Origin of the sequence: Kribbella sp. CCNWLW201, assembly GCF_037203805.1 — a bacterium.
Lineage (GTDB): Bacteria > Actinomycetota > Actinomycetes > Propionibacteriales > Kribbellaceae > Kribbella.
Genome location: NZ_JBBCBQ010000002.1, coordinates 1,024,310 through 1,049,143, shown reverse-complemented (window position 1 = coordinate 1,049,143; position 24,834 = coordinate 1,024,310). Strand labels below are relative to the sequence as shown.

Annotated in this window: 21 protein-coding genes and 1 tRNA gene; 8 read left to right on the top strand and 14 right to left on the bottom strand. The window is 67.8% G+C overall.

The genetic code is table 11. From position 1 onward, the window contains the following. Positions 1-33: 33 nt before the first annotated feature. Together V9K99_RS14840 and V9K99_RS14835 are read left to right on the top strand one after the other, a co-directional pair. Positions 34-636, top strand: coding sequence for a DJ-1/PfpI family protein (locus tag V9K99_RS14840; RefSeq protein ID WP_337323493.1), 603 nt, complete (start codon positions 34-36; stop codon positions 634-636). Beyond that, positions 636-1,112: a MarR family winged helix-turn-helix transcriptional regulator gene (locus V9K99_RS14835; protein ID WP_337323494.1), complete on the top strand. Its 477-nt coding sequence runs from the start codon at positions 636-638 to the stop codon at positions 1,110-1,112. The genes V9K99_RS14840 and V9K99_RS14835 overlap by 1 nt, the downstream gene beginning before the upstream one ends. Here V9K99_RS14835 and V9K99_RS14830 read toward each other — a convergent pair. Together V9K99_RS14830 and V9K99_RS14825 are read right to left on the bottom strand one after the other, a co-directional pair. Beyond that, positions 1,090-3,621 carry a polysaccharide lyase family 8 super-sandwich domain-containing protein gene (locus tag V9K99_RS14830; protein WP_337323495.1) on the bottom strand — a complete coding sequence of 844 codons (2,532 nt, stop codon included), beginning with the start codon at positions 3,619-3,621 and terminating at the stop codon, positions 1,090-1,092. The genes V9K99_RS14835 and V9K99_RS14830 overlap by 23 nt on opposite strands. An 87-nt stretch (positions 3,622-3,708) precedes the next feature. Beyond that, positions 3,709-5,730: a hypothetical protein gene (locus tag V9K99_RS14825; RefSeq protein WP_337323496.1), complete on the bottom strand. Its 2,022-nt coding sequence runs from the start codon at positions 5,728-5,730 to the stop codon at positions 3,709-3,711. Between the two features lie 182 nt (positions 5,731-5,912). Between V9K99_RS14825 and V9K99_RS14820 the strand changes: the two genes are divergently transcribed. Then, entirely contained in the window at positions 5,913-6,497 is a 585-nt protein-coding gene (locus tag V9K99_RS14820) for a TetR/AcrR family transcriptional regulator (protein ID WP_337323497.1), read from the top strand. 165 nt (positions 6,498-6,662) lie between these two features. Here V9K99_RS14820 and V9K99_RS14815 read toward each other — a convergent pair. Then, positions 6,663-6,736 (bottom strand) — tRNA-Gly (locus tag V9K99_RS14815). A 380-nt stretch (positions 6,737-7,116) separates the two neighbouring features. Between V9K99_RS14815 and V9K99_RS14810 the strand changes: the two genes are divergently transcribed. Continuing rightward, positions 7,117-7,557, top strand: a complete 441-nt coding sequence (locus V9K99_RS14810; RefSeq protein ID WP_337323498.1) for a MarR family winged helix-turn-helix transcriptional regulator — start codon at positions 7,117-7,119, stop codon at positions 7,555-7,557. A gap of 219 nt (positions 7,558-7,776) precedes the next feature. Then, positions 7,777-8,352, top strand: coding sequence for a dCTP deaminase (gene dcd, locus V9K99_RS14805; protein WP_337323499.1), 576 nt, complete (start codon positions 7,777-7,779; stop codon positions 8,350-8,352). A 39-nt stretch (positions 8,353-8,391) separates the two neighbouring features. On the opposite strand, the gene V9K99_RS14800 is transcribed toward dcd, so the two are convergent. The 5 genes from V9K99_RS14800 to V9K99_RS14780 all read right to left on the bottom strand — a co-directional run bounded on the left by V9K99_RS14800 (position 8,392) and on the right by V9K99_RS14780 (position 13,668). Beyond that, positions 8,392-9,837, bottom strand: a complete 1,446-nt coding sequence (locus V9K99_RS14800) for a hypothetical protein (protein WP_337323500.1) — start codon at positions 9,835-9,837, stop codon at positions 8,392-8,394. 227 nt (positions 9,838-10,064) lie between these two features. Next, entirely contained in the window at positions 10,065-11,549 is a 1,485-nt protein-coding gene (locus tag V9K99_RS14795; RefSeq protein WP_337323501.1) for a hypothetical protein, read from the bottom strand. Positions 11,550-11,750: 201 nt separating this feature from the next. Beyond that, a complete protein-coding gene (locus V9K99_RS14790; protein ID WP_337323502.1) occupies positions 11,751-11,966 on the bottom strand; it encodes a hypothetical protein in 216 nt (71 codons plus the stop codon). Between the two features lie 113 nt (positions 11,967-12,079). Next, a complete protein-coding gene (locus tag V9K99_RS14785; RefSeq protein ID WP_337323503.1) occupies positions 12,080-12,910 on the bottom strand; it encodes a DUF4097 family beta strand repeat-containing protein in 831 nt (276 codons plus the stop codon). Beyond that, complete coding sequence (locus V9K99_RS14780; protein ID WP_337323504.1) at positions 12,907-13,668, bottom strand: hypothetical protein; 762 nt, start codon at positions 13,666-13,668, stop codon at positions 12,907-12,909. Before V9K99_RS14780 ends, V9K99_RS14785 begins: the two co-directional genes overlap by 4 nt. A gap of 100 nt (positions 13,669-13,768) precedes the next feature. Between V9K99_RS14780 and V9K99_RS14775 the strand changes: the two genes are divergently transcribed. After that, positions 13,769-14,563 (top strand): SDR family NAD(P)-dependent oxidoreductase, encoded by a 795-nt coding sequence (locus V9K99_RS14775; protein WP_337323505.1) that lies wholly within the window; start codon positions 13,769-13,771, stop codon positions 14,561-14,563. Here the strand turns inward: V9K99_RS14775 and V9K99_RS14770 are convergent. The 5 genes from V9K99_RS14770 to V9K99_RS14750 all read right to left on the bottom strand — a co-directional run bounded on the left by V9K99_RS14770 (position 14,560) and on the right by V9K99_RS14750 (position 20,958). Then, entirely contained in the window at positions 14,560-15,420 is an 861-nt protein-coding gene (locus V9K99_RS14770; RefSeq protein WP_337323506.1) for a discoidin domain-containing protein, read from the bottom strand. The genes V9K99_RS14775 and V9K99_RS14770 overlap by 4 nt on opposite strands. Positions 15,421-15,431: 11 nt before the next feature. Then, entirely contained in the window at positions 15,432-17,009 is a 1,578-nt protein-coding gene (locus tag V9K99_RS14765; protein ID WP_337323507.1) for an alkaline phosphatase D family protein, read from the bottom strand. 120 nt (positions 17,010-17,129) lie between these two features. After that, complete coding sequence (locus V9K99_RS14760) at positions 17,130-17,909, bottom strand: hypothetical protein (RefSeq protein ID WP_337323508.1); 780 nt, start codon at positions 17,907-17,909, stop codon at positions 17,130-17,132. Continuing rightward, on the bottom strand, positions 17,906-18,712 hold the full coding sequence (locus tag V9K99_RS14755; protein WP_337323509.1) for an LppX_LprAFG lipoprotein: 807 nt from the start codon (positions 18,710-18,712) through the stop codon (positions 17,906-17,908). Before V9K99_RS14755 ends, V9K99_RS14760 begins: the two co-directional genes overlap by 4 nt. Positions 18,713-18,804: 92 nt before the next feature. After that, positions 18,805-20,958: a (Fe-S)-binding protein gene (locus tag V9K99_RS14750; RefSeq protein ID WP_337323510.1), complete on the bottom strand. Its 2,154-nt coding sequence runs from the start codon at positions 20,956-20,958 to the stop codon at positions 18,805-18,807. 186 nt (positions 20,959-21,144) lie between these two features. Between V9K99_RS14750 and V9K99_RS14745 the strand changes: the two genes are divergently transcribed. Then, positions 21,145-21,693 carry a hypothetical protein gene (locus V9K99_RS14745; protein WP_337323511.1) on the top strand — a complete coding sequence of 183 codons (549 nt, stop codon included), beginning with the start codon at positions 21,145-21,147 and terminating at the stop codon, positions 21,691-21,693. Between the two features lie 81 nt (positions 21,694-21,774). On the opposite strand, the gene V9K99_RS14740 is transcribed toward V9K99_RS14745, so the two are convergent. Beyond that, positions 21,775-23,226 (bottom strand): GAF domain-containing protein, encoded by a 1,452-nt coding sequence (locus tag V9K99_RS14740; RefSeq protein WP_337323512.1) that lies wholly within the window; start codon positions 23,224-23,226, stop codon positions 21,775-21,777. A gap of 83 nt (positions 23,227-23,309) precedes the next feature. Here V9K99_RS14740 and adh point away from each other — a divergent pair, with 83 nt between their 5' ends. After that, positions 23,310-24,833 (top strand): aldehyde dehydrogenase, encoded by a 1,524-nt coding sequence (gene adh, locus V9K99_RS14735; RefSeq protein WP_337323513.1) that lies wholly within the window; start codon positions 23,310-23,312, stop codon positions 24,831-24,833. Position 24,834 lies beyond the last annotated feature (1 nt).

Here is a 24,834-nt window from a genome sequence, read left to right as displayed (position 1 = left end):
ACAACATGTTGTCGTGATGACAGTATGTTGTCTATGAACAAGACGGCTTATGTGGGTGTTTACGAGACGTGGGCGGACTGGGAGATCGGGTATCTGCTGGTTGAGTTGCGGACTGGGCGGTTTACCGGGGAGCAGTGGAATGTCGTGACGGTGGCTGAGTCGGCTGGGGCGGTGACGACTATGGGTGGGTTGCGGATCGTGCCGGACATGGTGCTGGCGGATGTCGAGCCTGAGGATGGCGATCTGCTGGTGCTGGCCGGGTCGGCGAAATGGGATGAAGGTGAGGGGGAGGCGTTCACGAAGGTGGCGCAGCGGTTCCTCGAGGCCGGGAAGCCGGTTGCGGCCATCTGTGGCGCGACGGCGGGGCTTGCGAGGGCGGGTCTGCTCGACGACCGCAAGCACACCAGCGCGGTGAAGGAGTACCTGCTGGCCACCGGCTACCAGGGCGGTGACAACTACGTGGACGAGCGCGCGGTGGTCGACGGCGATCTGATCACGGCCGGCCCGGACTCGCCGGTGCAGTTCGCGCGGGCGACGCTGCAGCGGCTCGGGCTCGCGTCGGACGAGAGGCTGGACGCGTACGAGGCGGTGTTCCACCGCGCCGACCCGTCCGCTTACCCGGCGCTCGTCGGCTGATGACTGTTCCACCACGCAAGGACTGGCCGGAGCCGGGGCCCGCGTCGGAAGGTGGTGCGCTGTTGACCGACGTCATCATCGCCACCTTCCGGCTGAACGCCCGGCTGATGGAGGCCGCCCAGGACCTCGCCGCCCACGGCGGGCTGACCGCCGCGTGGTGGCAGGTCCTCGGCGGCGTCCTGGACGAACCGCGGTCGGTCGCCGAGGTCGGCCGGATCATGGGCGTCAGCCGTCAGGGCGTGCAGCGCGTCGCCGACCTCCTGGTCGACCGCGGCCTGGCGGAGTACCGGCCGAACCCGGCCCACCGCCGCGCCAAACTGCTCGCCTGCACCGAGGCCGGCTACTGGGCGATCCGGCAGATCTCCGTCGCCCAGCACCCGTGGGCCGACAAGCTCAGTGACGGCGTCGACCTCGACGATCTGAGTACGACGCTCGCCACCATGCAGACCCTGATCACCCGGCTGGAGCAAGCTTGACCGTCAGGCTCCGCCCATAGCTGTGGTGAGTCGTGAACGTCAGCCGCGTCCCGGTCACGGTCCGTACCACCTGTACGCCGGGATCCGCGGAGACCGACCGCAGGTACTGCGCCCACAGGTTCACCGTGATCGTGTCGCGCGCCGTGGTCGGGTCGGACGCGGCGACCGTGATCGTGCGATCCCGATGCCGTTGCAGCAGCACCGACGCCGGCCCGTCGACGGTCAACCCGGGCACGTTGTGACGACCAGGACCAAAGCTGTTCAGACCGGTCAGCCCCAGCCCGAGATGCTGGATCGCCTGCATACGTGGAGTGTTCGACAGCACCGCGATCCGGCCATGACCGTACGACCGGATCCCGGATTCTGTTGCGTTAGGCACCAATGCGTAGGCGAGGGATCGCCTGGACCCGGCCGGCTGTGCGACGGTCAGTCCGAAGACCTGCTTGGTCACCGCCGTGTCCGGGTTCGCGGTCCGCACCACTCGCCGGCTCCGCGTCACCTGCTGGAGCTCCACCGACACCTGAGTCGGCTGCAGGAAGTAGTAGCCAAGCGACACCGAGCCGTTCGCATACCGCAACCACCGCGGGTCAGTCGTACCCGTCCCGCTCCAATCGCGACCATCCCGTCGTACGCCGGTGATCGAAACGGCATCACCAGGTGCGGCGATCCGGGTGTCGAGCGTGGTCGTCACCGCGCGGCTGTCGTCGCCGACGCCGGCAGCCAGTACGACGATCTCGTCGTCGAGCATGAACCACGACTTGGTCGCCTCGGCGTTGCGGTAGACGACGAAATCGTCGGGCAGGATGTCGCGCGACGCGTAGGCGAAGTCACTCGACTGGACCCAGCCGACCGCGCCGTACGCATCGAGGGTCGCGCCACCGGAGTGCGGGTTGGTCCCGGTCGGGAAGTAGACGTAGGTGTTCTGCGACTCACTGGACGACGTGAAGTTCAGCGGGTGACTCGGGTTGTTGTAGTACGGCGTCCCGTACAGCTCGGGGATCGTCTTGCGGGCCTCGACCGGCGCGGTGACACCGGCCAGCGCGTACGGCGACACGGTCGTGAAGTAGTCCACGCCGTACGACAGGGTCTGGTCCTGGCCGGCCAGGTAGAGATAGTGCGCGCCGTCGCCCTGGAACCAGGGGAGCAGGTTCTCGCCGCTCATGTACTCGTACTTGCTGATGCGGTCCGAGTTGCGGGCCAATGCGAAGACGTACCCGGGCCGCCGGTGCACGGTGCGGTCCATCGCGTTGAACGCCGTCGTACTCGCGGCCGGGTTGAGGTCGGCCGGCACGATCGCGGGATCGGCCTTGATGTCGGCGAACCGGGCGATGCTGACCGGGGAGACGAAGCTGTTCGGGTTGATCGTCGGCTGGGCCGTGAACTTCGCGAACGACTTGAGTCGGGCCGCGTCGTCGCCGGTCGCGTAGTCGGCCAAGTCGACGATCGCCTCCACCACGACCGCCACGTCGGCGTACCCGGTGGTGGTCCGGGACACCGCCCGGCCCTTGACGATCTCCATCATCCAGCCCTCGAAGATCAGCGGCGCGAACCCGTGCTCGACCCAGCCCTGGACCACGCCGACGAGCTCGTCGCTCTGCGCGTACTCCGTGCCGGCGAGCACCTTGATGGTCTGGACGACCCGGCTGAGCAGGCCCTTCCCGTACGAGCCGGTGTAGGCGACCGACGAGTGCTGGATGAACGAGCCGTCGGCGTAGTACCCGTCGGTGACGCCGTGCTGGAGGTTGTACGGATCAACCGTCGCGAACACGGTGAACTGGTCCTGCAAGGCCTTCCGGATCCGCGCGTCGTCACCCATCAACGCGCCCTGCAGGACACGGTTGGCGGTGATGTCGACCAGGTTGGCGCCGGTGTGGAAGCGGGAGTCGAGGTCGACGTCGCCGTCCTTGCCGTTGCGCAGGTACGCGTCCATCGACGGGACGTACAGCGCGACGAGTGCGGCGGGTGCGTCGAGCAGGGCCAGCGTCTTCGAGACATGCGTCGAGATGCCGATCTCCCAGTTGAACCAGTTGCCGTAGTACCCCTTCGACTGGTCGCCGTAGTAGTTCTCGTGCAGCCAGACGAGCTTCTCGGCGACGCGGGCGCGGACCTGCTCGTTGCCCTGCAGGTCCGAGGCCGGGCCGGGGCGCTTGGTCGCGAGCGCGATCTCGTAGAGGTGCTGGTACGACGCATTGAGGTTCGGATCGCTCGTGCCGAGGGGGAGCCCGGCGAAGAGCTCACCCGCTCCGGCCCGATCCATCGCGTCGAGCCAGGTCCGGGCGGTCGCGTCCAGGGTGGCGAGTTTGGCGGCGACCTCGGGGCGGGCGTTGGACTCCGCCGTACCGGCGTGGATCGCGACCGCGTTGGCGAGCAACTGACTCGCGTCGACGTCCACGGCAGTCATGGTCGCAGTAGTCATGGTCGCAGCGCGGGCGGCCGGGGCAGGGTTGATCGCGGTCAGCAGCGCGGTGGCGGGCACGAACGACAGCAGGCGGCGGCGGGTGATGTCCACTGGTACTCCCGGGCGAAAGGGAAAAACCTCACCCCGGGAGTCAATCAGCCGGAACTATCTTTCGGCAACCGCTTACAAGTTGTTAGTTCAGGAACCTCCGGCACCGACGAGCTGGCCGTCGATGGAGAGGATGCGGATGCTGCCGCCGGCGGATTTGGCCGGGATCACGAGGGCGGCCTGGTAGAGGTAGTCCTGGTGGATGGTCTGGGTGTACTTGACCATGCTGCTGAACGCGGTCGCCTCGCCGCTGGTCCAGTACGCGTTCGAGCCCGGCTCCACCCGCTGCAGGTACTGCTCGGTGAGGCTGAGGAAGACCAGTGCCTCGCCGGTCGAGGTGATGAAAGTGAGTGGCTCGCCGTCCGGCGCGAAGGTGTCGGCGACGCTCGCGATGTACGTCTCCTTGGTGTCCGCCACCTTCGACTTGGCCCGGCGCTCGAGGAGGCTCGTCGTGCCCGGAGACGGGACGAACAGCTTGGCCTTGGCCGACGCCACGCCCTCGGACAGGTACGCCGCGAGGTTGGTCGCGGCCGACGAGGGCAGGCTGTGGAGCGCGTCCAGGTCGGCCTGGGTCGGCGTCCGCAGGCCCTCCATCGACGGGAGCTTCACCGTCTTCAGCGGGTAGACCGAGTTCGTCAGCAGCCACGGCGTGCCGGCGCTCTGCCGTTGCCAGACGCCGAGTTGACGGCTGCCGGGGTCGGTCGACATGCCGGAGCTGACCACGAACCGCATCGGGTACGACCCGAACTCCGGCGCGCCGATCTGCGGGTCGGTGAAGGTGAACGGCTTGCTCTTGGCCTTGCCGGCAGCGTCGAGTTTGCGGCCGATCAGGTAACCGGCCCGCGTCTGGGCCAGTGTCGGGTTCGCCTCGATGGTCTCGGCCACCTTGGCGTCGCGGGCCTGGTTCGCCTGGTTGTTGAGCTGGTTGTACCGCTGGACGACGGCCTGTGCGTCCGCGAGCGTGACAGCCGGCCGGGTCTCCGGCGCGGCCGCGCTGTTCTTGGCCGGCAGCAGTCCGCAACTCGTTGTCGTGAGCAACAAAGCGCCGCTGGCCAGAAGCGCCGCGGTCTTCCGCACGGCCTCGTCGCTCCGCTCGAACTCCGGCGACTCCTCGAGGCTCACGGTCTCCGGCTCGACCACGCGCAGCCGCACCGGCTCCAGCTCCACCGTGTCCTCGACCTGCTGTGCTTCTTCCGCGTACGTCGTCTCGTCGCACCGGGGCTCCTCGTCGTCGGCGACCGCGCCGACCGCGATCAGGAAGGCCGGGGACTTCGCCTTCGCCACCGCGACGGGTGACATCAGCATCGGCGCCGTGGTGATCGGCTCCCGCTGCTCGACGGGCTTGATCACCGGCGCCCGGTAGGCCGGGACATCCTCTCTGACAGCCTCCGTCGCAGCCGGCGCGAACGGACTCGGGCCAGCAAAAGCAGGAGCAGCCGGGGTAGGAGCAGCCGGGGCGGGGGCGACTGGGGCGGGGGCTACCCGGACGGGGGCTGGGGCGGCCGCTGGGGAGCGGCGGCGGAAGGTCAGCAGCAGGCCGAGGGTGAGCACCAGGATCCCGGCACCGAGCACCAGCAGGCAGATCCCGAACGCCCGGTCGACCTCGACGCCGAACCGCACGTCCGCACCGACGGCCGGCGTCCCGTCCGCGTTCATCACGACCACGTCGTACCGACCGTCCTGGATCGGCCAGGCGACGGACTGCTGACCGGACCCACCGGCCTGCGCGACCCACCAGTCGAGCTCGCCGGGTGGCATCAGTTTGGCGCTGCGGCCGCGCATCTCCTGCGTGCCGTACGACGCCGGCGGGTCGAACCGGATCAGCCGCGTGTGCGCCGTACCGGCGAGGTAGTTCGCGACGTCCAGGTCCTGGCCGACGCCGACGAAGAGCGGTCTGTCGCCGGTCGCGGTCACGTGCAGGGTCGGTCCGTGCCGGTCGAGCAGGTCGGGCGCGGTGATGACGGCCAGGCCTTGGCTGGTGAACTGCCGGCTGCCGGTGGTGATGGTGTTGTCCGGGCCGACCAGCCAGAAGGCGGCGACCGCTCCGGCAAGCGTGACCACCAGGCCGGCCAGAGTCAGCAACAGGCCCAGGGCGGTGCGGGCGAAACGCATGAAGAGCTCCCGTTGGTACGACGAGCCCGGGCCGCGGCGGGTGGACCGGGCAACGGGCTTCCCGCGCGGGCCCGTTTCGGGGTCCCGTCGTTCACCCGTTGCCGTGAATAACTGAGCGAACAAAGATCTGTTACTGTCTCCCGAGTTAACGAATGGCTGTTCACAAACTCGGAGGTGCCGCGGTGGTTCGGCCGCGACTGGTCAGCGACGACGCGATCCTGGACGCGACCAGGCAGGTGCTGGCCGAGCTGGGGCCGGTGAAACTGACCCTGGCCGCGGTCGGCGCGCAGGTCGGACTTGCTCCGCCGACACTGATGCAGCGCTTCGGCAACAAGCGCGGCCTGTTGCTGGCGTCGGCGGCCCGATCGCCGCTGATGGTGCTCCGCGCGGTCGAGGAAGCGGAGGCGCGGAACACCTCGCCCCTGGCGACCCTGCGGGACTTCGCGCTGTCGGCGGTTGCCCACATCAAGCACCGCGAGGAGCTCGGCAACAGTCTCGTCCAGCTGGACGTCGCCGATCCCGAGTTCCGGCAGTACGCGCTGGCCCACTCCGCCGCCATCGTCGACAGCTGTGCCCGGCTCTACCGAGCTGCTCAGGAAGCCGGCGAGTTGCTGCCGACCACCGACGTACCGGCACTCGCCCGGCACACCTTGGTCTGCTTCAACGGCACCCTCCAGGTCTGGGCCGTCAATGGCTGGGGCTCGCTCCCCGAGTTCCTGACCGAGCAACTCGACCTGATGATCGCGCCGTACCTCGTTCAGGAGTGACCACCGAACCGTCTGCGTCACCCCGTGTGCACTAAGGGTGCTCGAGGCAACGACCAGTGGGTCAACCGTTTGATCGAGCGAAAACCTGGATTGTCGGAAAGGGTGTCGAGGCAACCAAACGGAAAGCCCAGGCCGGTGGCCTGGGCTCGACTATGTCCTGACAAATGGAGCGGGTGACGGGAATCGAACCCGCACTGTCAGCTTGGGAAGCTGATGTTCTGCCATTGAACTACACCCGCGATGCCTGGCGGTGGGACCAGCAGGCGGAGAAGAGCATAGCCGATCGGTGGGGTCGGCGGCACGGCGGGTCCGGCGCGCCGCGGCCGATCGGGCCGATGTCTCGTCCTTGTGCACCAGCTGAGTACGCCGGCGCGCGCCGGATGGAACTCCGGTGCACAAAGCGGACTGATGCCGGATGCATCGAAAAGGGGGTGTGCGGCGGTTTGCGAGGGGGGTTCTTGGGCAGTTTTCCACAAAGGGCACGCTCAGGACTGGGCTTGTCCGTCATCTTCTGGCAGATTAGAACGCGTTGCCGGGGGCAACATTCGACGCAACGTGAGGATGCGGTCCTCGCCTGGACCGGACAAGATGGTTGCGGGGCAACTGGATGAAGGGGTGAATGGTGGCAACAGACACGAGTGACGCGCTGGACAACCTGGAGAAGGAGCTCGTCACGTTGGCGCGCCGGCTGCGTGGTCTGCAGCGGACGCTGTCCGACGAGGCGCATCCGGATCTGGAGCCGGCGCAGTACGCGTTGCTGAACCACGTCGAGGAACTGGCGCCGGTGCGGATGGCCGACCTGGTGGCAGCTCTCGAGGTGGACAAGGGTCCGGTCAGCCGGGCCTGCGCACGGCTGGAGGAAGAGGGTCTGCTGAAGCGTGCGGCCGACAAGTCGGACGCCCGGGCGACGCTGCTGACGCTGACCGCGGCCGGCAAGCGCAAGCTGGCGGCGGCCCGGAAGAAGCGGCACAAGGTGATCGAGGACCTGCTCAAGGACTGGTCGCCGGCGCAGGTGAAGACCTTCGCCACCCAGGTGTCGCGGTTCAACAAGCTGGCCTGACGTTCGTTGCCTCAGGCCCCGAGATCGCCGGTGCGCCGCAACGGTGCCGGACCAGGATCGGGGTACGACGGCCGGACGGAGGATGACTCGGGCAAGCCCGGGGACGTGGTCTCGCCGGAGAGCTGAGGGCTCCGGACGATCGGTCACCGGGCACCGGGATCACCTCCCGGACCGAGGCTGGAACTGGGCGGAGGAGCGGCACGCTGCTAACGTGCGACCGTGCTGCTCTCCGACCGTGACATCTTGGCCGAGCTCGACGCGAAGCGGGTCCAGCTGGATCCGTTCGATGCTGCGATGGTGCAGCCGTCGAGTGTCGACGTACGGCTGGACCGGTTCTTCCGGGTGTTCGAGAACCACCGATACCCGCATATCGACCCGGCCGAGGAACAGCCCGACCTGACCCGGATGGTCGAACCGGAGGGGGAGGAGCCGTTCATCCTGCACCCCGGTGAGTTCGTGCTGGGGTCGACGTACGAGCTGGTGACGCTGCCCGACGACGTGGCGGCGCGGCTGGAGGGCAAGTCCTCGCTGGGCCGGCTCGGATTGCTCACCCACTCCACCGCGGGGTTCATCGACCCCGGGTTCTCCGGGCACGTGACGCTGGAGCTGTCCAACGTGGCGACGCTGCCGATCAAGCTCTGGCCCGGGATGAAGATCGGCCAGCTGTGCTTCTTCCGGCTGTCCTCGCCGGCCGAGCACCCGTACGGCTCGGCGAAGTACGGCTCCCGCTACCAGGGCCAGCGCGGCCCGACGCCGTCCCGCTCGTACAAGAACTTCCACCGCACCGACATCTAGACAAGGGGCCCCGGATCACCAGGGCCCCTTCTGCTGTGGTCAGGCGATCGGCGTCAGCGCGATCAGGTTCGTGTAGAAACCGCTGCCGAGCTTCTCCTGCAGGTAGGTGCCGCCGTACTGGGTGACCGCGACCGGCGACCGCAGCTCGCCGTTGAACAGCGACATGTCCGAACCGTTCGCGCTCCCCGGGTCGGCGCCCTGCGAAGTACCCGCGGTCGGCGTGGCGACCTCCGACGGAGCCTTCACGTCCTCGCCGGTGGCGGCGTCCATCAGCACCGGCTGGACCTCCGCCTGCGCGTAGACGATGCCGTGGAAGGCCGCGGTGACGTCGGGGATGATCCGGCTGGCCGACTCCTTGGTGTAGCCCCAGGTCTTCTTGCCGGTCGAGTCGTCGACGCCGAGGATCTCGGCCTTGTCCTGGTTGGCCTTGCCCGTGCACACCACCGCGTTCGCCCGGTCACCCAGGCAGGTGTAGTCGAGCGAGCCGCCGATGATCGACGACTTGATCGGTACGACGGCACCGGACGCGATGTCGATCGAGTACAGCACGTTGGAGTAGCGGGACATGCCCGTCTGGGGATCCGGCTTCTCGTACTCGCTCCCGGACAGGAAGGCGTGCTTGGCACCGCTACCCGCCGGGTGCAGGTAGTCCTTGCCGACCGGGGTCTCCTTGGTGATCTTGCCGGTGACGGCGTTCGCGACCACGATCGCGCCGAGGTTGCTGCCCTCTCTTTCGGCCGACTTCGCGCCGACGATCACACCGTTGAGTACGCCGGCCGGAGTGAGCTCCGGGATGATGGTCGACTTCTGTGTCTTCGGGTCGGCGTAGACGGTGACGGTCTTGCCGTGCCCGGTGCCGTCGTACGGCGATACGCCGACCACGATCTGCCCGGTAGCGGCGTCGTACGCCTGGCTCACCACGTTGTCGGCCTCGCCGCCAGGCCCGAACGCCGGAGTGAGGTCGGCAACCACCTCGGCGACCTTCTTGCCCTCGGCGGCGTCGATCCACTGGAACACGACCTGGGCCTTGGCCTTCTGAGTGCCGTTGCCCTTGTCCGTTTGGACGTAGGCGATCGCCATCACCTCCTTGCCGTCCACCTGGACACCCATCGGTGCGCTCAGGTCCTCGGTCTCGGTGGTGTCCAGTTCGGTGGCGGGGTAGAACCAGGCCTGTCCTTGCGCGGCGATGTTGCGCCCGCTGACACCCTCCAGCCCGGCGATCAGAGTGGTCTGGCCGACCATCCCGGCGGTGAAGGTGAACCGGGTGTCGCTCTTGGTCGCCTCGACGCCGAAGGCGGAGCTGGCGACGAAGGCCTTCGGCGGATCGAACGACGCGACCGACGGCACCGACGGGGTGCTCGGTGTCTCACCGCCGCCCTTCGCGTCGGAGCCGGAGTTGGTGCCGTCGCTGCCACCACAGGCGGTCAGCAGGACGAGCGCGGTGGCGGCGGTGGCGACTGCTTTGGCGGCCGTCGGACGCAGCATCTTTGGTTACTCTCCAGAGGTCAGACCCGGAACGATCGGCTGAACGTTAACAGTGACTCCGGGTCCCGCACGTCACCATGCCCAGCCGTCCCAGACCCCGGCCGCGGCACTACTCAGAGCGCATCGACCGGGGTCCGGCGCCCGTTCGACGGACAGCCCAGCGCGCCGGTTCCACACGCACGAAGACCCCGGTCAACTCGACCGGGGCCTTCGTCGCATTCGGCTGATCAGGAGGTAGGTGCCAGCGCGATCAGGACCGGCTTGCCAACGCCTTGGAGGTAGCTTCCGCCGTACTGAGTGACCGCCCGCGGCGATCGCATCGTGCCGTCGTACAGCGACATGTCCGACCCGTTCGTGGTGCTGGGATCCTTGCCCTGCGATCCGGAGCCATCGGAGGGGGTCGAGGTCGGCGTCGCGCCATTCGTCGGTGTCGTACTGTCCGAGGGCGTCGGCGAAGCACTCTTCACATCGTTGCCGGTGGCAGCATCCACCAAGACCGGCTGCACTTCGGTCTGCGCGTAGACGATGCCGTGGAAGGCGGCGGTGACGTCGGGGATGATCCGGCTCGCCGAGTCCTTGGTGTAGCCCCAGGTCTTCTTCCCCGTCGAGTCGTCCACGCCGAGGATCTCGACCTTCGATCCGTTGTCGGCGCCTGTGCACACGACTGCGTTGGCTTGGTCGCCCAGACAGGTGTAGTCAACCGAGTCCTCGACGTACTGCGACGCGGTCTGCACCACCGTGCCGGTTGCGATGTCGACCGAGTACAAAGCGTTCTTGTAGGTGCCGGCGAAGGTCCCTGGCTTCGGCTTCACATACGTGTTGGCGGAGAGGTACGCACGCTTCACGCCGCGGCCCGCAACCCGCAGGCTGCCGTGGTTGGTCGGGATCTGCTTGGTGACCTTGCCGGTGCCGGCGTCGGCGATCACGATCGTGGTCTCGCCCTCCCCCGCCGCATTGCCGCCGTTCGCTCCGGCGACCACTCCGTTGAGCACGCCGGCCGGCTCGAGGGAGGGGATCACGGTGGACTTCTGGGTCTTCGGGTCGGCGAAGACGGTGAAGATCGCGCCGGACTTTGCGGTTGGGTGGGCGGGGTGGACCCCGACCGCGATCTGGCCGGTGGCGGCGTCGTACGCCTGTCTCATCACGTTCTCGCCGCCTTCACCGGGGCCGAGGATCGGGGTGAGGTCGGCCGTGACCTCGGCGACCTTCTTGCCGTCGGTCGCATCCAGCCACTGGAACAGCACCTGGCCCTTGGCCTTCTGGGTGCCGTTGCCCTTGTCGTTCTGGATGTAGGCGATCGCGACGACGTCCTTGCCGTCCAGTTGGACACCCATCGGCGCGGTTGCGTCCACAGTCTCGGTGGTGCTCGCCGCCGTCGACGGGACGGTCCACGGATCCCCCTGGGCGGCGATGTTCCGTCCGGTGACGCCGAAGCGGCCTGCGAGCAGCGAGGTCTGACCCACCATGCCGGCCTGGAGCGTGAACGAGTTGTCCTTGCCAGCGCCCTCGACGGCGAACGCCGAGGCGGCGACGAAAGTCTTGGGTGGGTCGAACGAGGCGACTGCCGGGGCCGACGGCGTACTCGCGGGAGTGTCGCCGCCACCCTGAGGCTTCGAGTCGGTGTTCTTGTCGTCGCTGCCGCCGCAGGCGGTCAGTAGGACGAGGGCGGTAGCGGCGGTGGCGACTGCTTTGGCGGTCGTCGTACGCGGCATCGTTGGTTACTCCCCCAGCTTGACAGAGAATGATCGCCTGAACGCTAGCAGTGTTCGCGGGTCCCCATCGCAGTTATCCACAGGCATTGCAGCAAGGTGCAGAGGGTGTCGACCGGACCCACCGCTAGCCGCGAGTTCCGCTTCTCACCGTCACCAGGCCCAGGCGTTGCAGAATGCCGTACAGGGCGGACGCCTGGCCGTTCATCGGATGGCCGATAGGTGGGTGCGGCGGGGTTGCGGGTGGGGCTCGAGGCGGTCGGCCAGGCGGCGGAGTGCGACGGCCAGTTCGTGGCGTGGACCGCCGGTTCGGTGTGCCTTTGTGGCTGTTCGTCGGTCGTGGCGTTGGGCTCGGGCCTCGGCGGCGCGGAGCTGCTCGGCGACGCGGTAGCGGGCTACCTCTTGGTGTTCGGTGATCATGTCCTTGCTCCCCTCAGTGTTGTCCCCGTGCTGTTTTTGGCAGTGCTTCGCCCAGGTCCCGCCGGACCGTCGCCGGCGGAACCTCCTGGCTGGTGTGGATCAGGTGTTGTGGATCAGACCTTGACGACGCTGATGTCGCCGGAGACCGTGCGGGCCCGCAGCATCAGCGCGCGCTCGCCCTCGGCCGGCTTCTCGCCGGGCTGCAGGTCGCACCGGATCCGCCCGGTGACGGTCTTCAGGTCCAGGTACGTCGGGAGGCCGTCGGGGACCCCGATCTGGACGTCACCGCGAGCCGTCTCCGCCTGGACACTCGGTCCGTCGGCGATCTCGACCCGGACGTCGCCGGACCCAGAGGTGGCGACCGAGTGGTCCCGGATCCGCTCGATGGTGATGTCACCCGAGCCGACCTTGATTGTCGTCGGGCCGGCCGCGTCGCCGACTCGGACATCACCGGAACCGGTGCTCAGCCCGAGCGCGTCGGCGGCCTCGTTGATGTCGATCGCGCCGGAGCCGGTGCTGGCCCGGACCACGCCCGCGGCGTGCTCCACCCGGACGTCACCGCTGCCGGTGCTGATGCCCAGGTCACCCTCGACCCGCTCGATCCGGACGTCGCCCGACCCGGTCGACAGCCGCGCGGTGCCCAGCGGCATCCGCGAGCTGATGTCGCCGGAGCCGGTCTTGATCCGGGCGTCCAAGGTCGTCGGCGTGGCGATCCGGACCTGGATGTCCGGGCCGCGGCGGACGTTGCGCGGGCCTTCGACGATCAGTTCGCCGTCGTGCACCTTGAAGACGACGTCCTCCTCGCTGCCGCTGTCGACCTCCAACGAGACCGCGGTCTGGTCGCCGTCGTTCGGGATGATCTCGACCCGGCCGGAGCCGATGTCGATCCGGATCCGGTCGATCTCGCCCGGTTCCGCGACCAGTTGGCTGCTGAAGCCGCTCATTCGACCCACCCCGTCATCCGTTGTCCCGGACCGCTGTGGCCACCGCGGTGCCCGCGGTCGCGGTCGCGCCGGCCACGGCCGCCGCGGTCGCGGTCCCGGTCACGCCGGCCGCGCTCGGGGCCGTAGACACCTTCCTCGCCGAAGGGTCCGTTGGGTCCGAACACGCCGTCCGGGCCGAAGACTCCGTCGGGTCCGAGCGGGCCGTTCGGGCCGAGCGGTCCGTCGGGTCCGAAGAAGCCGCCGCCGCGCGGTGCCCGCGGGGGCCGGGGCGGACGCGGGCCGCGGCCTCGGCCGCGGTCGCTCAGCTCGGTCATCACGGTGCGCATCAGCCACGCGTTCGAGGAGATGCCGTCGGCCGCGGCGGCCTCGTCCACCTTGTTCTTCACCGACATGGGTAGCCGCAGCGTGATCCGTGCGGTCGGCTCGTCGGCCTCCGGCGCGAGCGCCTCGGCGGGCTCTTCGTCGGTCTCGTCGTCAATGTCTTCGTCCACGTCGTCGTGGCCGGTCAGCTGGCTCGGGGCCGGCGTGACCACGAACTCGGGACGGCCGCCGGCCATCCGGAGCTCGACCGAACCGGGAGACAGCTCGCGGCTGATCTCCCCGGCGGCGTCGGACAGGGCTGAGATGAGGGCCAGCCGGCCCGCGTCATCCAGCGTGGCTCCGAGGCGCTGCGCCACGGAACGAGTCTGATCGTCGGCCAGGGCGGTGGCGTTCTCCACGCTCCGCCGGACCGATTCGAGATAGTGATCAAGTTCCATGACTGCAACTATGACGTCATCGTGACGTCACTGTCAACCCCATCTGATGTCATGATGGCAGCACGGGCAGAATGGGCCGCAGTCGGCGACAGGAGGAAGCGTGTCCAGAGGAGTACTCGTCACAGGTGCGTCCAGGGGTGTCGGAGCCGCGGTCGCGAGGGCGTTCGCAGAGTCCGGCGACCGGGTCGTGCTGCACTGCCGCGGCGCGGTCGACCGGGCCGAGGAGGTGCGCGCCGGACTCCCCGGTGCCGGTCACGCGGTGGTCGCCGCCGACCTCGGAGATTCGGCCGCAATCCCTGCCCTGGTTGAGGAATCGGCCGCCGTGCTCGGCCGGATCGACGTACTCGTGAACAATGCCGCACTGTTCGTCGACGAGCCGGTCTCGGGTTCCCGGCGGATCGGGCATCCGCTCGCGGAGACGTCGTACGACGAATGGGTGTCGGCGTGGCGTCGTACGCTCGCGGTGAATCTGGAAGGCGCGGCGCACCTGACCTGGTGCGTGGCCCGGCAGATGCTCGACAAGGACCCTGCCGAGGGCGTACGGCGTGGCGCGGTGGTCAACGTGGGGTCGCGCGGGGCGTTCCGCGGCGAGCCTGATGTGCCGGCGTACGGTGCGTCGAAGGCTGGTTTGCACGCTCTGGGCCAGTCGTTGGCGGTATCGCTGGCGCCACATGACATCACCGTGACGTCAATCGCGCCCGGATTCATCGCCACCGACATGACCGAGGCCTGGCTGGCCGGGCCGGAAGGCGACTCGATCCGGGCGCAGAGCCCGTTCAACCGGGCTGCTACCGCCGAGGAGGTCGCCGAAGCGATCTACTGGCTGGCGTCGCCGAAAGCCGGTTGGTCGAGCGGCGCCGTCCTCGACTTCAACGGCGCCTCCTACCTTCACTAACTCCCGTAGACCTCCAGTTCGACGATGCGGGAGTAGGTGTTGCCGTTGCCGGCCAGGCAGAGGATGCGTACGGCGTTCGCCTCGACCGGATCGAAGGTCGACGTCACGTGGCCGAGGGTGTTGCCGCGGACCTGGGACACGGTCCGCCAGTCGCCGGTCCCGCTGCGGACCTGGACGTCCCAGTCGCGCAGCCCGTTGGTCGCGGCCGGGTACCTGACCGAGTCGAGCGTGTAGAGCTCGACGCGGTTGATCGTGGTCGCCTCGGCCAGGGCGACGTCGTAGTTGTCCGGGAAGACCGCCCGGGTTCCGTCGTTCCAGCCGGTCAGGGTGTCCCAGTGCTCGGAGTCGTTGTCGCCATCGACCGCACCGCAAAGCGCGAAGTTGCCGTGCGTCGACGAAGCCGCGGCCTGTTCGCCGAGGGCCACGTTGCTGCCAGGGCCCTTCGGCGGCAGGGGATTCACCGTGACCGGAACGGTCACCGTCGATCTGTCGACCTCGAGATCGATCGAGTAGTTGCCCGGCTGGGTGTCGCGCGGAACCCGAACCTCGACCGGTGCGGAGACCGGCTGATCGGGGTCGACGGCGGGCAGCCAGGACGAGAACACTTCGCGAGACAGCTTCAGCGGACCACTCGGGTCCAAGGTCAGGTCGGCGTACCTGTCCTCGCTACCGGTGTTGGTCATGGTGAGCGTCAGGTTGCCCGGCAGGCAGGGCAGACCGACGAGGCTCAGCTGCTCGGGCTGGACCGAGATCTGTACGTCGGTCCGCGGCGGGCTGTTGGTTGCCTGGGGCAACGCGATCACCGTCGCCGTGACCGCGGTACCGACGGCGACCGCCGACTGCCATCTCATGGTCATCGCTGGTCTCCTCAGGTGGTCTGGATGCCCGGGCGCCCGTCCTCGACGAGGAGTTTGGCGCGGGTGCTGACGGTGCCGTTCTGGACGCTGACCTTGTCGACCACGCGGTAGTCGGAGATCCACCGCTGCGGCGTGATGCTGCAGCTCACGTAACCGCGCTGGAAGTTGCCGAACTTGATGTGCGGGTTCTCGTCGAGCAGCGTCTGGCCACCGGGATCGAGGTCCATCCCGTCGATCCCGGACGAGATCGACGTACCGACGAACTCGGTGCCGACGGTCGGGGAGTCCGGATTGGTGAAGTCCAGCTTCAGGTCCGATGCGACGCTGCGGTGCAGGTCGCCGGCGATCGAGACGAGGTTGCGGATGTTGCGCTGGACGGCGCCGCCGAGGACCCGGTCGCGGGACGCCTCGTAGCCGTCCCAGGTGTCCATCGGGACCAGGACGTCGGGACCGGCCTTGGTGTCGAGCCGGGCGATCGCGGTCTGGTGGGCGAGCACGTTCCACTGCGACCGCGAGGCGGACCAGCCGTCGAGCAGCCACTTCTCCTGGGCGGCGCCGGTGATCGTGCGGGCCGGGTCCTTGGTCTCCGGGCCGGGCGCCTTGGTGCCGTCGCCGTACGCCTGGTCCGAGCGGTACTGCCGGGTGTCGAGCACGCTGAACTCGGCCAGCCGGCCGTACCGGATCCGCCGGTAGAGCTGCATGTCCGGGCCTTTCGGCAACTGCGCGAGCCGCAGCGGCATGTGTTCCCAGTAGGCGCGGAAGGCGTTGGCTCGCCGTACCAGGAACTGCGCGGGCGGTGCACTTGGATGCGCCTCGTCGGCCCAGTTGTCGACCACCTCGTGGTCGTCGAGCGTGACCACCCAGGGCGCGGCCGCGTGGGCCGCCTGGAGATCGGGATCCATCTTGTACGACGCATAGCGGACGCGGTACTCGTCCAGCGTCACCGTCTGCTGGGTCATCCAGGGCTCGTTCGAGTTCGGCCGGATGCCACGGTCGATGCCGAACTCGTAGATGTAGTCGCCGAGGAAGAACACCACGTCGTGGTCGCGCTTGGCCATGTCTGCGTACGCGGTGTACCAGCCCTCCCACCACGCCTGGCAGGACGCGAACGCCAGCGACATCTCGGGTACGACGGCATCGGCCGGAGGCGCGGTCCGGGTCCGGCCGACCGGGCTGAGCAGTCCGTTCGCGCGGAAGCGATACCAGTAGTGCCGCCACGGACGCAGCCCTTGTACGTCGACGTGCACCGAGTGACTCGACTCCGGCCGGGCCTGGGCCGTGCCCTCGCGGACGATCCGGCGGAACGACGGGTCCTCGGCGACCTGCCACTCGACCTCGACCGGCCGGCGGTCCATACCGCCGAACGGCGCGAGCGGCTCCGGGGCCAGCCGGGTCCAGATCACCACCGCGTTTGGCAGTGGATCGCCGGACGCGATGCCGAGGGTGAACGGATCCCGGCGGTCGCCGCGGCCGGTTGCCCCGGCCAGCGCCTGGCCCACTTCGGGCAGGTTGCCGGTCAGCGCCAGTGCGGCCGCCGCCCCGGTGACAGTCAGAAAGCTTCGTCGAGTACTACCAACACGCACGCTCATCGGCACCAGCCCACCCGATCATCCGCAGGTGATCACTTCCCGAACAGGTAGGTTTCTACCTGCCTAACGTCACATTACGAGAAGTTCTCACCAGAAGATGTGATGTGACCGGATCCGGTCTCAGCGACGGACGACCTGGCCGGCCGGCGGCGCTTTGATCGAGACCGGCTTGTCGAAGTCGGTCAGGCTCATCGACACGCTTACCTGGGCGAACTCGAAGGTCAGCTCCCGGACCCGGTGAGCCGAGTCCATCCACAGGGTGTACTTCGCCGTCCGCGGCGAGCCGGCCGGGACCTTCTTTCCCTGCGCCTTGAGCAGCTTGGGCACGTCGACGGTGACCTCGTACACCTGCAGCTTCTCGCCGTTGAACCGCTGCGAACCTGTGTGCGTGACGCCGCGCAGCGCCGGGCCTAGCGCCTCGAAGTTCTTCGTCGGATTGTTGGTGTCGACCAGCGCACGGAGCTCACTGCCCTCTCCCGTTGCCAGCTTCACGAACTTGCCGGCCGGCGAGACGCCAGGCACCGACAGGTAGACCGTGTTCTTGACCATCACGACTCGGGCTGTCTTGCCGTCCAGCGCCCGGCCCTTCATCACCAGCGCCATCGCCGCCGGATCCGAGGTCTGCAGTCCGCTCATCACCAGCATCTGCGAGCCATTGACCATCATCCTGCCGACAAGCCGCCACGACTTCAGCTCGGCCTGCGCCGCGGTCATCGCCGGGACAAAGGTCTTCCGGTTGAGAATGACCACCGGAACCACCTTCTGCGGCTCGACGGCGGTGGTGGTCGTGGTAGCCGGCGTGATCGCCGAGCTGACCGGCTTCTCACCGCCACAGGCAGCGGTGCCCAGCACGAACGGCAGGGTCGCTACCGTAGCCGCGACCCGCGTCGAGAACCTCATCGAACGATCTTGCCGGCCGGCGGTGCGGTGATGGTGACGGGCTTGTTGAAGTCGGACATCGTCATCACCATCGCGACACCGCCCAGGTCGAAGGTCAGCTTGCGGACCAGGTTGGACTTGTCCATCCACATCGAGTAGGTCAGCGTCGACGGCACGCCCGGCGGGACCGCCTTGCCCTGTGCCTTCAGTGCCTTCGCGGTGTCGACGGTGACGTCGTACCGGCTCAGCTTCTGGCCGCCGACGGTCTCGGTCCGGACGAACTTCACGCTCTTCACCGTGCCGCCGAACGACTTGAAGATCTTGGTCGGGTCGCCGCCCTGGAGCAGTTGGTCGAGCTCGGGGGCCTCGCCGCCCTCGAACTTGACGTACTTGCCAGCCGGCGTCATGCCCGGGATCGAGGCGTAGCCGGTACCGTCGACCAGGACGACCTTCGCGCTCTTGCCCTCGAACGCCTCGCCGGTCATCGTGATCGACATCGCCAGCGGCTTGGCGGTCTGGATGCCGTCGATCGTCATCACCGTGCTGCCGCCGGCGGTCATCGTGGCCTTGATCCGCCAGGATTTCTGCTTGGTCAGCGCCGTGTTCATCGCCGGAACGAAGGTGACGCGGTTGAGGTGGGCGACCGGCGGCGCGACCTTCTGCGGTACGGCGGTAGTGGTCGTCACGACCGGTGTCGATGTGGGCGCCGAAGGCTTGTAGCCGGTGGCCGCCGGCTTTTCGGTGCCGCATGCGGCGAGGCCTACAACGAGCGGCAACGTGGCGGCGGTTGCCACTGCTGTGGACATGGCGAAGCGGAGCTTCATGGTGCGTTTCCCTCCCCAGGTGATGCAGACGCAGGATCTTATGGTCTGGACCGCCTGAGGAGGAAGGGGTTTACCGCTGCAACTTGATGCAATCAGCCTTCGCCGCGCTTGACCGAGGCGAGCAGGAGCTGGGCGACGTCGGCGACCTCGACGGATTCACGGGCCGTGCCGTCGGCTTGTTTCGCGGTCAGGCCGTCGGACAGCATCACCCGGCAGAACGGGCAGCCGGTGGCGATCTTGTCCGCTCCGGTCTCGACCGCCTCGGTGGTCCGGTTCAGGTTGATCCGGCTGCCGATCTTCTCTTCCATCCACATCCGGGCACCGCCCGCGCCGCAGCAGAACGACTTGGTCTGGTTCCGTGGCATTTCGGCGTACTCGGCGCCGGGGATGATGTCGAGCAGTTCGCGGGGGGCGTCGTACACCTGGTTGTGTCGGCCGAGGTAGCACGGGTCGTGGTAGGTGATCTTCTGGCCGTTGAGTGAGCTGTCGGCCGGGGCGACCGGGGTGAGCTTGCCGTCGCGGACCAGGCGGTTCAGCAGCTGGGTGTGGTGGATGACGTCGAGCTCGACGCCGAGCTGGGAGTACTCGTTCTTCAGGGTGTTGAAGCAGTGCGCGCAGGTGGAGACGACCTTCTTGGCGCCGGTCTCCTTGAAGACCTCGGCGTTCTGCATCGCCAGCTGCTGGAAGACGAACTCGTTACCGGATCGCCGGGCCGGGTCGCCGGTGCAGGTCTCGCCGTCACCCAGGACGGCGAAGCTGACGCCGGCGATGTTGAGCAGTTCGGCGACGGCCTGGGTGGTCTTCTTCGCGCGGTCCTCGAAGGCGCCGGCGCAACCGACCCAGAACAGGTACTCGACCTCGGCCAGCGTCTCCACATCGGTGCCGACCTGCTTGACCTCGAAGGGGAGGTCCTTGGCCCAGTCCATCCGGCCGGACGGGTTCATGTTCCACGGGTTGCCCTTGTTCTCCAGGCCCTTGAAGAGCCCGTTGAGCTCGGACGGGAACGAGGACTCGATCAGCACCTGGTAGCGGCGCATGTCCATGATCGCGTCGACGTGCTCGATGTCGACCGGGCACTGCTGCACACACGCGCCGCACGACGTGCACGCCCACAGCGCTTCCTCGTCGATGACCGCGACATCGGCCGGGCCGACCAGCGGCTTGTCCTGCTCGGCGAGCACCAGCTCGGGCAGCGACTTGCGGGTGTCGTCGTCACTGGCCAGCAGGTACGGCGCCTTGGCGTACGCGTGCTCGCGCAGGTTCATCATCACCAGCTTGGGCGACAACGGCTTGTCGGTGTTCCAGGCCGGGCACTGGGACTGGCACCGGCCGCACTCGGTGCAGGTGGTGAAGTCGAGCAGACCCTTCCAGGTGAAGTCCTCGACCTTGCCGACGCCGAGGGCCGCGTCCTCGTCGAGCTCCTCGATGTTCTCGAAGTCGATCGGCTCGCCCTTGACCATGATCGGCTGCAGCGCGCCGAGCGCCGTACCTCCGTCGGCCTTGCGCTTGAACCAGATGTTCGGCCAGGCGGTGAACCGGTGCCAGGCGACCCCCATGGTCGCGTTCAGCGAGATGGTGATCATCCAGGCGAACGAGATCACGATCTTGATCATCGCGACCAGGTAGATCGCGTTCTCCAGCCCGTGCTCGCTCAGCCCGCCGAACAGCGCGTCGCCGATGAAGAACGTGCCCGGGAAGTGGAACTTGTCCCCGGCGCCCAGTGCGTACTCGAGTCCGCGCAGCAGCAGGATGCAGATCAGTACGCCGAGGATCGTGTACTCGACGTAGTAGGCCTGCCAGGCCCGCGAGCCGAAGAACCGGCTGTACCGGGCCAGGTGACCCTTCGGCAGATTCAGCAGCCGGATCACCATCAATCCGACGATCGAGACCAGCCCGGTCCAGGTGAGGAACTCGGTCACCCACTCGAAGACGAACCAGTGCCCGATGATCGGCAGTGCGTAGTGCGCGTTGAACAGCTGCCCGAACGCCGTCACCAGGCTGAGGAACAACCCGATGAAGCCGAACGCGACGAACCAGTGCAGGACGCCGATATGGCTCCACTGCAGCATCCGGGTGTGGCCGAGCGTCTCCTTGGCCAGCGTGACGGTGCGCTGCCCGGGTTTGTCGGTCCGGCTGATCGGCTGACCGAGCTTGATGACGGACACGATGTGCCCGATCGTCTTGCCGAACAACGCGATGCCGACAGCGGCGATCGCGAGCGAGACGACGATGGCGAGGATCTGCATACCAGCGATGTTATTGGTTGGTTACCCGTGAGTCATGTCGGTGTAGGGCTCGTCACGCCCGAGATGTGACCTTGAACAAACCGACACAGAGCGTTACACGACATCCGTTGCCCACGCGCTAGACCAATCCGTAAGTTTCCTACTACTGCGAATGCAGTGATGGAAATGATTTCACGGGAGTGTGCGATGCGTTTTCAGAGTGCAGCGGTCGCAGGCGCGGTGCTGGCCAGTGGGTTGCTGGTGCAGGGAGCGGGTACGGCGAGTGCGGCTCCGGTGGACCCGGATACGCGAGTCGCGAAGAAGTGCGACACGAAAGCGGTCCACTGGTACACCCGGGGCGGCAAGGAGGTGTACGTCGGTACGAACCTGTACAGCGAATGGCTGGAGGGCCCGGGCCGGATCACCTACCAGAAGACGGCGACCTCGGAGTCGAACTCGGCCTGGTCCGGCGACCTCGGCGTGAGCATCCCGCTGGTGATCGCGGAGATCCAGAACAAGTACTCCAAGACCGTCGGCAAGTCGCACTCGGTCTCGCAGACCTGGTCGTACACCGCCGAGGTCCCGGCCGGCAAGATCCGCCGCCTGCACCAACTCAAGCAGTCCTGGCGTGTCCAGGTGGTCCGCTGGCGCTACACCACCACCGACTGCAAGAAGACCAAGGAAATCAGCAGCAAGACCGCCACCTTCCCGGTCAAGAACCGCGACTACATGTGGATCCTGATCGGCCGCGAGTGAGTCCGTACGGCGGCATCACGGGTGTCGCCGTACGCCCGTACCGCGGGCCGGCCGAATCAGGTTGCGCCCGGCCCGCGGTACTCAGTCGGCGAGGCGGTGCAGGCGGGCGGCTGCTGCGGGGCGGCGGCGGTCGGTGGGTGGGAGGGACATGTCCAGCGTCTCGAAGATCTCCAGATCCTCTGCGCCTGTTGGAGTTTGGGCGAATCGCCACAGCAGATCGGTGTCGCCGCTGTCGAGGACCGCGCGGCGGAGGGTGGCGTCGAGCTCGTCCCGTTCGGCTCGCAGCGCCGGGGCGTCGGAGCGGGCGAGCAACGGTCCGTCGTAGAGGTCGAGAGCCGTGGTCAGGTCGCCGTTGCGAAGGGCCGCCTGTACGTCGGTGACGTCGCCGGAGACATCGGCGATGATCCGGTACGGCTTGGTGTCGAGGACTCCGCCGCCGAGCAGGTTCCGCAGCCGGTGCATCTCGGCGCGGACCGTGGTCGGGTTGCCTTCGTCGCCGTACAACTGGAGCATCAACTGCTCGGCGGTGAGGCCGGCCGGATGCAGCAGGAGCAGCGCGAGTACTTCGGCTCGTCGCAGAGTCAACGCGATCTCACGACCGCCGACGACCGCGATCGGCTGGGCGGTCCCGAGCAGTTTCAACCGGAATGACGGTCTGCTGCGGCGGACCGGCGTACCGGGCATGCGTAGCAGGTAGCCCTCGTCGAGCTGCTCGATCAAGGCTTCGCGTCCGTCGCCGAGATCGATGCGGTCGGCACCGTCCGGTACGACGAGGCGGTCGGGCAACCATTCGATCGGTTGTACGGCGAGCACACGGCCGGTCGGCGTGAGCAGTGCGCCGGGTGCATCGCCGAGGGCCATCAGGTGCCTCATGTTTCGGGCGCGCAGCATCTCGTCGGCCGCGGCCATCCGGACCTTCAGTTGTCCTTCCGCGAGCTGCGCCGCGGCCGTCACCAACGCGACCATCGCGGGATGAACGGTGCGCAACGGGCCTGAGACGTCGACCGCGCCGAGCAGCTTGCCGGTGTCAGGATCGTGCACGGGTGCGGCGGCGCAGGTCCACTCGTGGATGCGGCGGACCAGATGCTCGGCCGAGTGGATCTGCACCGGTTGCCCGACGGCGAGCGACGTACCCATGCCGTTGGTGCCGATGTTGTCCTCCGACCACACCGCGCCTTCCGACAGTGCGATCCGGTCGGCCTGACGTCGTACGTCGACCGCACCTTCGCGCCAGAGGATCATCCCCTGGGCGTCGGTGATGATCATGATGTGCGACGCCTCGTCGGCGATCGAGGTCAGCGTCTGGCGCAGCACCGGCAGGACGGCGCGGAGCGGGTGGTTCTCGCGGATGCCCTCGACCACATCGGGGTCGACGATCACCGGCGGCGCGTCCAGCCCGGGATCGACCGAGGCGGCGAGAGATCGCTCCCACGACGCCGCGACGAGGGGGCGCGGTGCGCCGGGCACCCGGCCGCCACCGAGGACCTCGTCGTACAACGCGCTCAACCGGCGTGCCTGCTCCGGTGCGTCCATCAGCCTCACTCCGTGTTGCAACGTCCGTGCAACGTCACGCCACCTAGGTTCGGTCCACCGTCCAGGTGTCCGAAGGAGGACCTATGACGATCTTCGCAGTTCCCGGGAGCGATGGCAGCCCGGTCGCGTACAAATCGCGCTACGAGCACTACATCGGCGGCGAATGGGTTCCGCCGGTCAAGGGCGGATACTTCGAGAATCCGACTCCCGTCACCGGTGAGGTCTTCACCGAGATCGCCCGCGGTACGGCGGACGACGTCGAGCGCGCCCTCGACGCCGCCCACGGTGCCGCGCCGGGCTGGGGACGCACGTCGCCGGCCGACCGCGCCAACATCCTGAACAAGATCGCGGACCGGATCGAGGCGAACCTCGAGGCCCTCGCGGTGGCCGAGACCTGGGACAACGGCAAGGCGGTGCGGGAGACGCTGGCGGCCGACATGCCGTTGGCGATCGACCACTTCCGCTACTTCGCCGGTGCGCTGCGGGCCCAGGAGGGGTCGGTCTCGGTCATCGACGACGACACCATCGCGTACCACTTCCACGAGCCGCTCGGGGTGGTCGGGCAGATCATCCCGTGGAACTTCCCGATCCTGATGGCGGTCTGGAAACTGGCCCCCGCGCTGGCCGCCGGTAACGCCGTCGTACTGAAGCCGGCCGAGCAGACACCGGCGTCGATCCACGTGCTGCTCGAGCTGATCCACGACCTGCTGCCGCCCGGCGTGCTGAACGTGGTCAACGGGTTCGGCGTCGAGGCCGGCAAACCGCTTGCCTCCAGCAACAGAGTTGCCAAGGTCGCGTTCACTGGTGAGACCACGACCGGGCGGCTGATCATGCAGTACGCGTCGGAGAACATCATCCCGGTCACCCTCGAGCTCGGCGGCAAGAGCCCGAACATCTTCTTCGCCGATGTCGCGTCCGCCCGGGACGACTTCTACGACAAGGCGCTGGAGGGCTTCACGCTGTTCGCGCTGAACCAGGGTGAGGTCTGCACCTGCCCGTCCCGTGCGCTGATCCAGTCGTCGATCTACGACGACTTCCTGGCCGACGCGACCGGCCGCACGCAGGCGATCAAGCAGGGCAACCCGCTCGACACCGACACGATGATGGGTGCGCAGGCGAGCAACGACCAGTACGAGAAGATCCTGGCCTACATCGAGATCGGCAAGGAAGAAGGCGCTCGCGTCGTCACCGGCGGCGCTCGGGCCGAGCTCGGCGGCGACCTGGCCGGCGGGTACTACATCCAGCCGACCATCTTCGAGGGCGACAACAAGATGCGGATCTTCCAGGAGGAGATCTTCGGCCCGGTCGTCGCGGTGACGAAGTTCGACGACTACGCCGATGCGCTGAAGATCGCGAACGACACCCTCTACGGACTCGGTGCCGGCGTCTGGTCGCGGGACATCAACACGGCCTACCGGGCCGGCCGCGAGATCCAGGCCGGCCGGGTCTGGACGAACTGCTACCACGCCTACCCGGCGCACGCGGCGTTCGGCGGGTACAAGAGCTCCGGCATCGGCCGGGAGAACCACAAGATGATGCTCGACCACTACTCGCAGACCAAGAACCTGCTGGTCAGCTACAGCCCGCGGAAGCTCGGGTTCTTCTAGC

What these genes read in the sequence shown, in the direction of transcription:
- V9K99_RS14840 (WP_337323493.1), top strand. Translation starts at nt 34, where the DNA reads ATGAACAAGACGGCTTATGTGGGTGTTTACGAGACGTGGGCGGACTGG.
- V9K99_RS14835 (WP_337323494.1), top strand. Translation starts at nt 636, where the DNA reads ATGACTGTTCCACCACGCAAGGACTGGCCGGAGCCGGGGCCCGCGTCG.
- V9K99_RS14825 (WP_337323496.1), bottom strand. Translation starts at nt 5,730, where the DNA reads ATGCGTTTCGCCCGCACCGCCCTGGGCCTGTTGCTGACTCTGGCCGGC.
- V9K99_RS14810 (WP_337323498.1), top strand. Translation starts at nt 7,117, where the DNA reads ATGGTGGCAACAGACACGAGTGACGCGCTGGACAACCTGGAGAAGGAG.
- V9K99_RS14800 (WP_337323500.1), bottom strand. Translation starts at nt 9,837, where the DNA reads ATGCTGCGTCCGACGGCCGCCAAAGCAGTCGCCACCGCCGCCACCGCG.
- V9K99_RS14795 (WP_337323501.1), bottom strand. Translation starts at nt 11,549, where the DNA reads ATGCCGCGTACGACGACCGCCAAAGCAGTCGCCACCGCCGCTACCGCC.
- V9K99_RS14790 (WP_337323502.1), bottom strand. Translation starts at nt 11,966, where the DNA reads ATGATCACCGAACACCAAGAGGTAGCCCGCTACCGCGTCGCCGAGCAG.
- V9K99_RS14785 (WP_337323503.1), bottom strand. Translation starts at nt 12,910, where the DNA reads ATGAGCGGCTTCAGCAGCCAACTGGTCGCGGAACCGGGCGAGATCGAC.
- V9K99_RS14780 (WP_337323504.1), bottom strand. Translation starts at nt 13,668, where the DNA reads ATGGAACTTGATCACTATCTCGAATCGGTCCGGCGGAGCGTGGAGAAC.
- V9K99_RS14770 (WP_337323506.1), bottom strand. Translation starts at nt 15,420, where the DNA reads ATGACCATGAGATGGCAGTCGGCGGTCGCCGTCGGTACCGCGGTCACG.
- V9K99_RS14765 (WP_337323507.1), bottom strand. Translation starts at nt 17,009, where the DNA reads ATGAGCGTGCGTGTTGGTAGTACTCGACGAAGCTTTCTGACTGTCACC.
- V9K99_RS14760 (WP_337323508.1), bottom strand. Translation starts at nt 17,909, where the DNA reads ATGAGGTTCTCGACGCGGGTCGCGGCTACGGTAGCGACCCTGCCGTTC.
- V9K99_RS14755 (WP_337323509.1), bottom strand. Translation starts at nt 18,712, where the DNA reads ATGAAGCTCCGCTTCGCCATGTCCACAGCAGTGGCAACCGCCGCCACG.
- V9K99_RS14750 (WP_337323510.1), bottom strand. Translation starts at nt 20,958, where the DNA reads ATGCAGATCCTCGCCATCGTCGTCTCGCTCGCGATCGCCGCTGTCGGC.
- V9K99_RS14745 (WP_337323511.1), top strand. Translation starts at nt 21,145, where the DNA reads ATGCGTTTTCAGAGTGCAGCGGTCGCAGGCGCGGTGCTGGCCAGTGGG.
- V9K99_RS14740 (WP_337323512.1), bottom strand. Translation starts at nt 23,226, where the DNA reads ATGGACGCACCGGAGCAGGCACGCCGGTTGAGCGCGTTGTACGACGAG.
- adh (WP_337323513.1), top strand. Translation starts at nt 23,310, where the DNA reads ATGACGATCTTCGCAGTTCCCGGGAGCGATGGCAGCCCGGTCGCGTAC.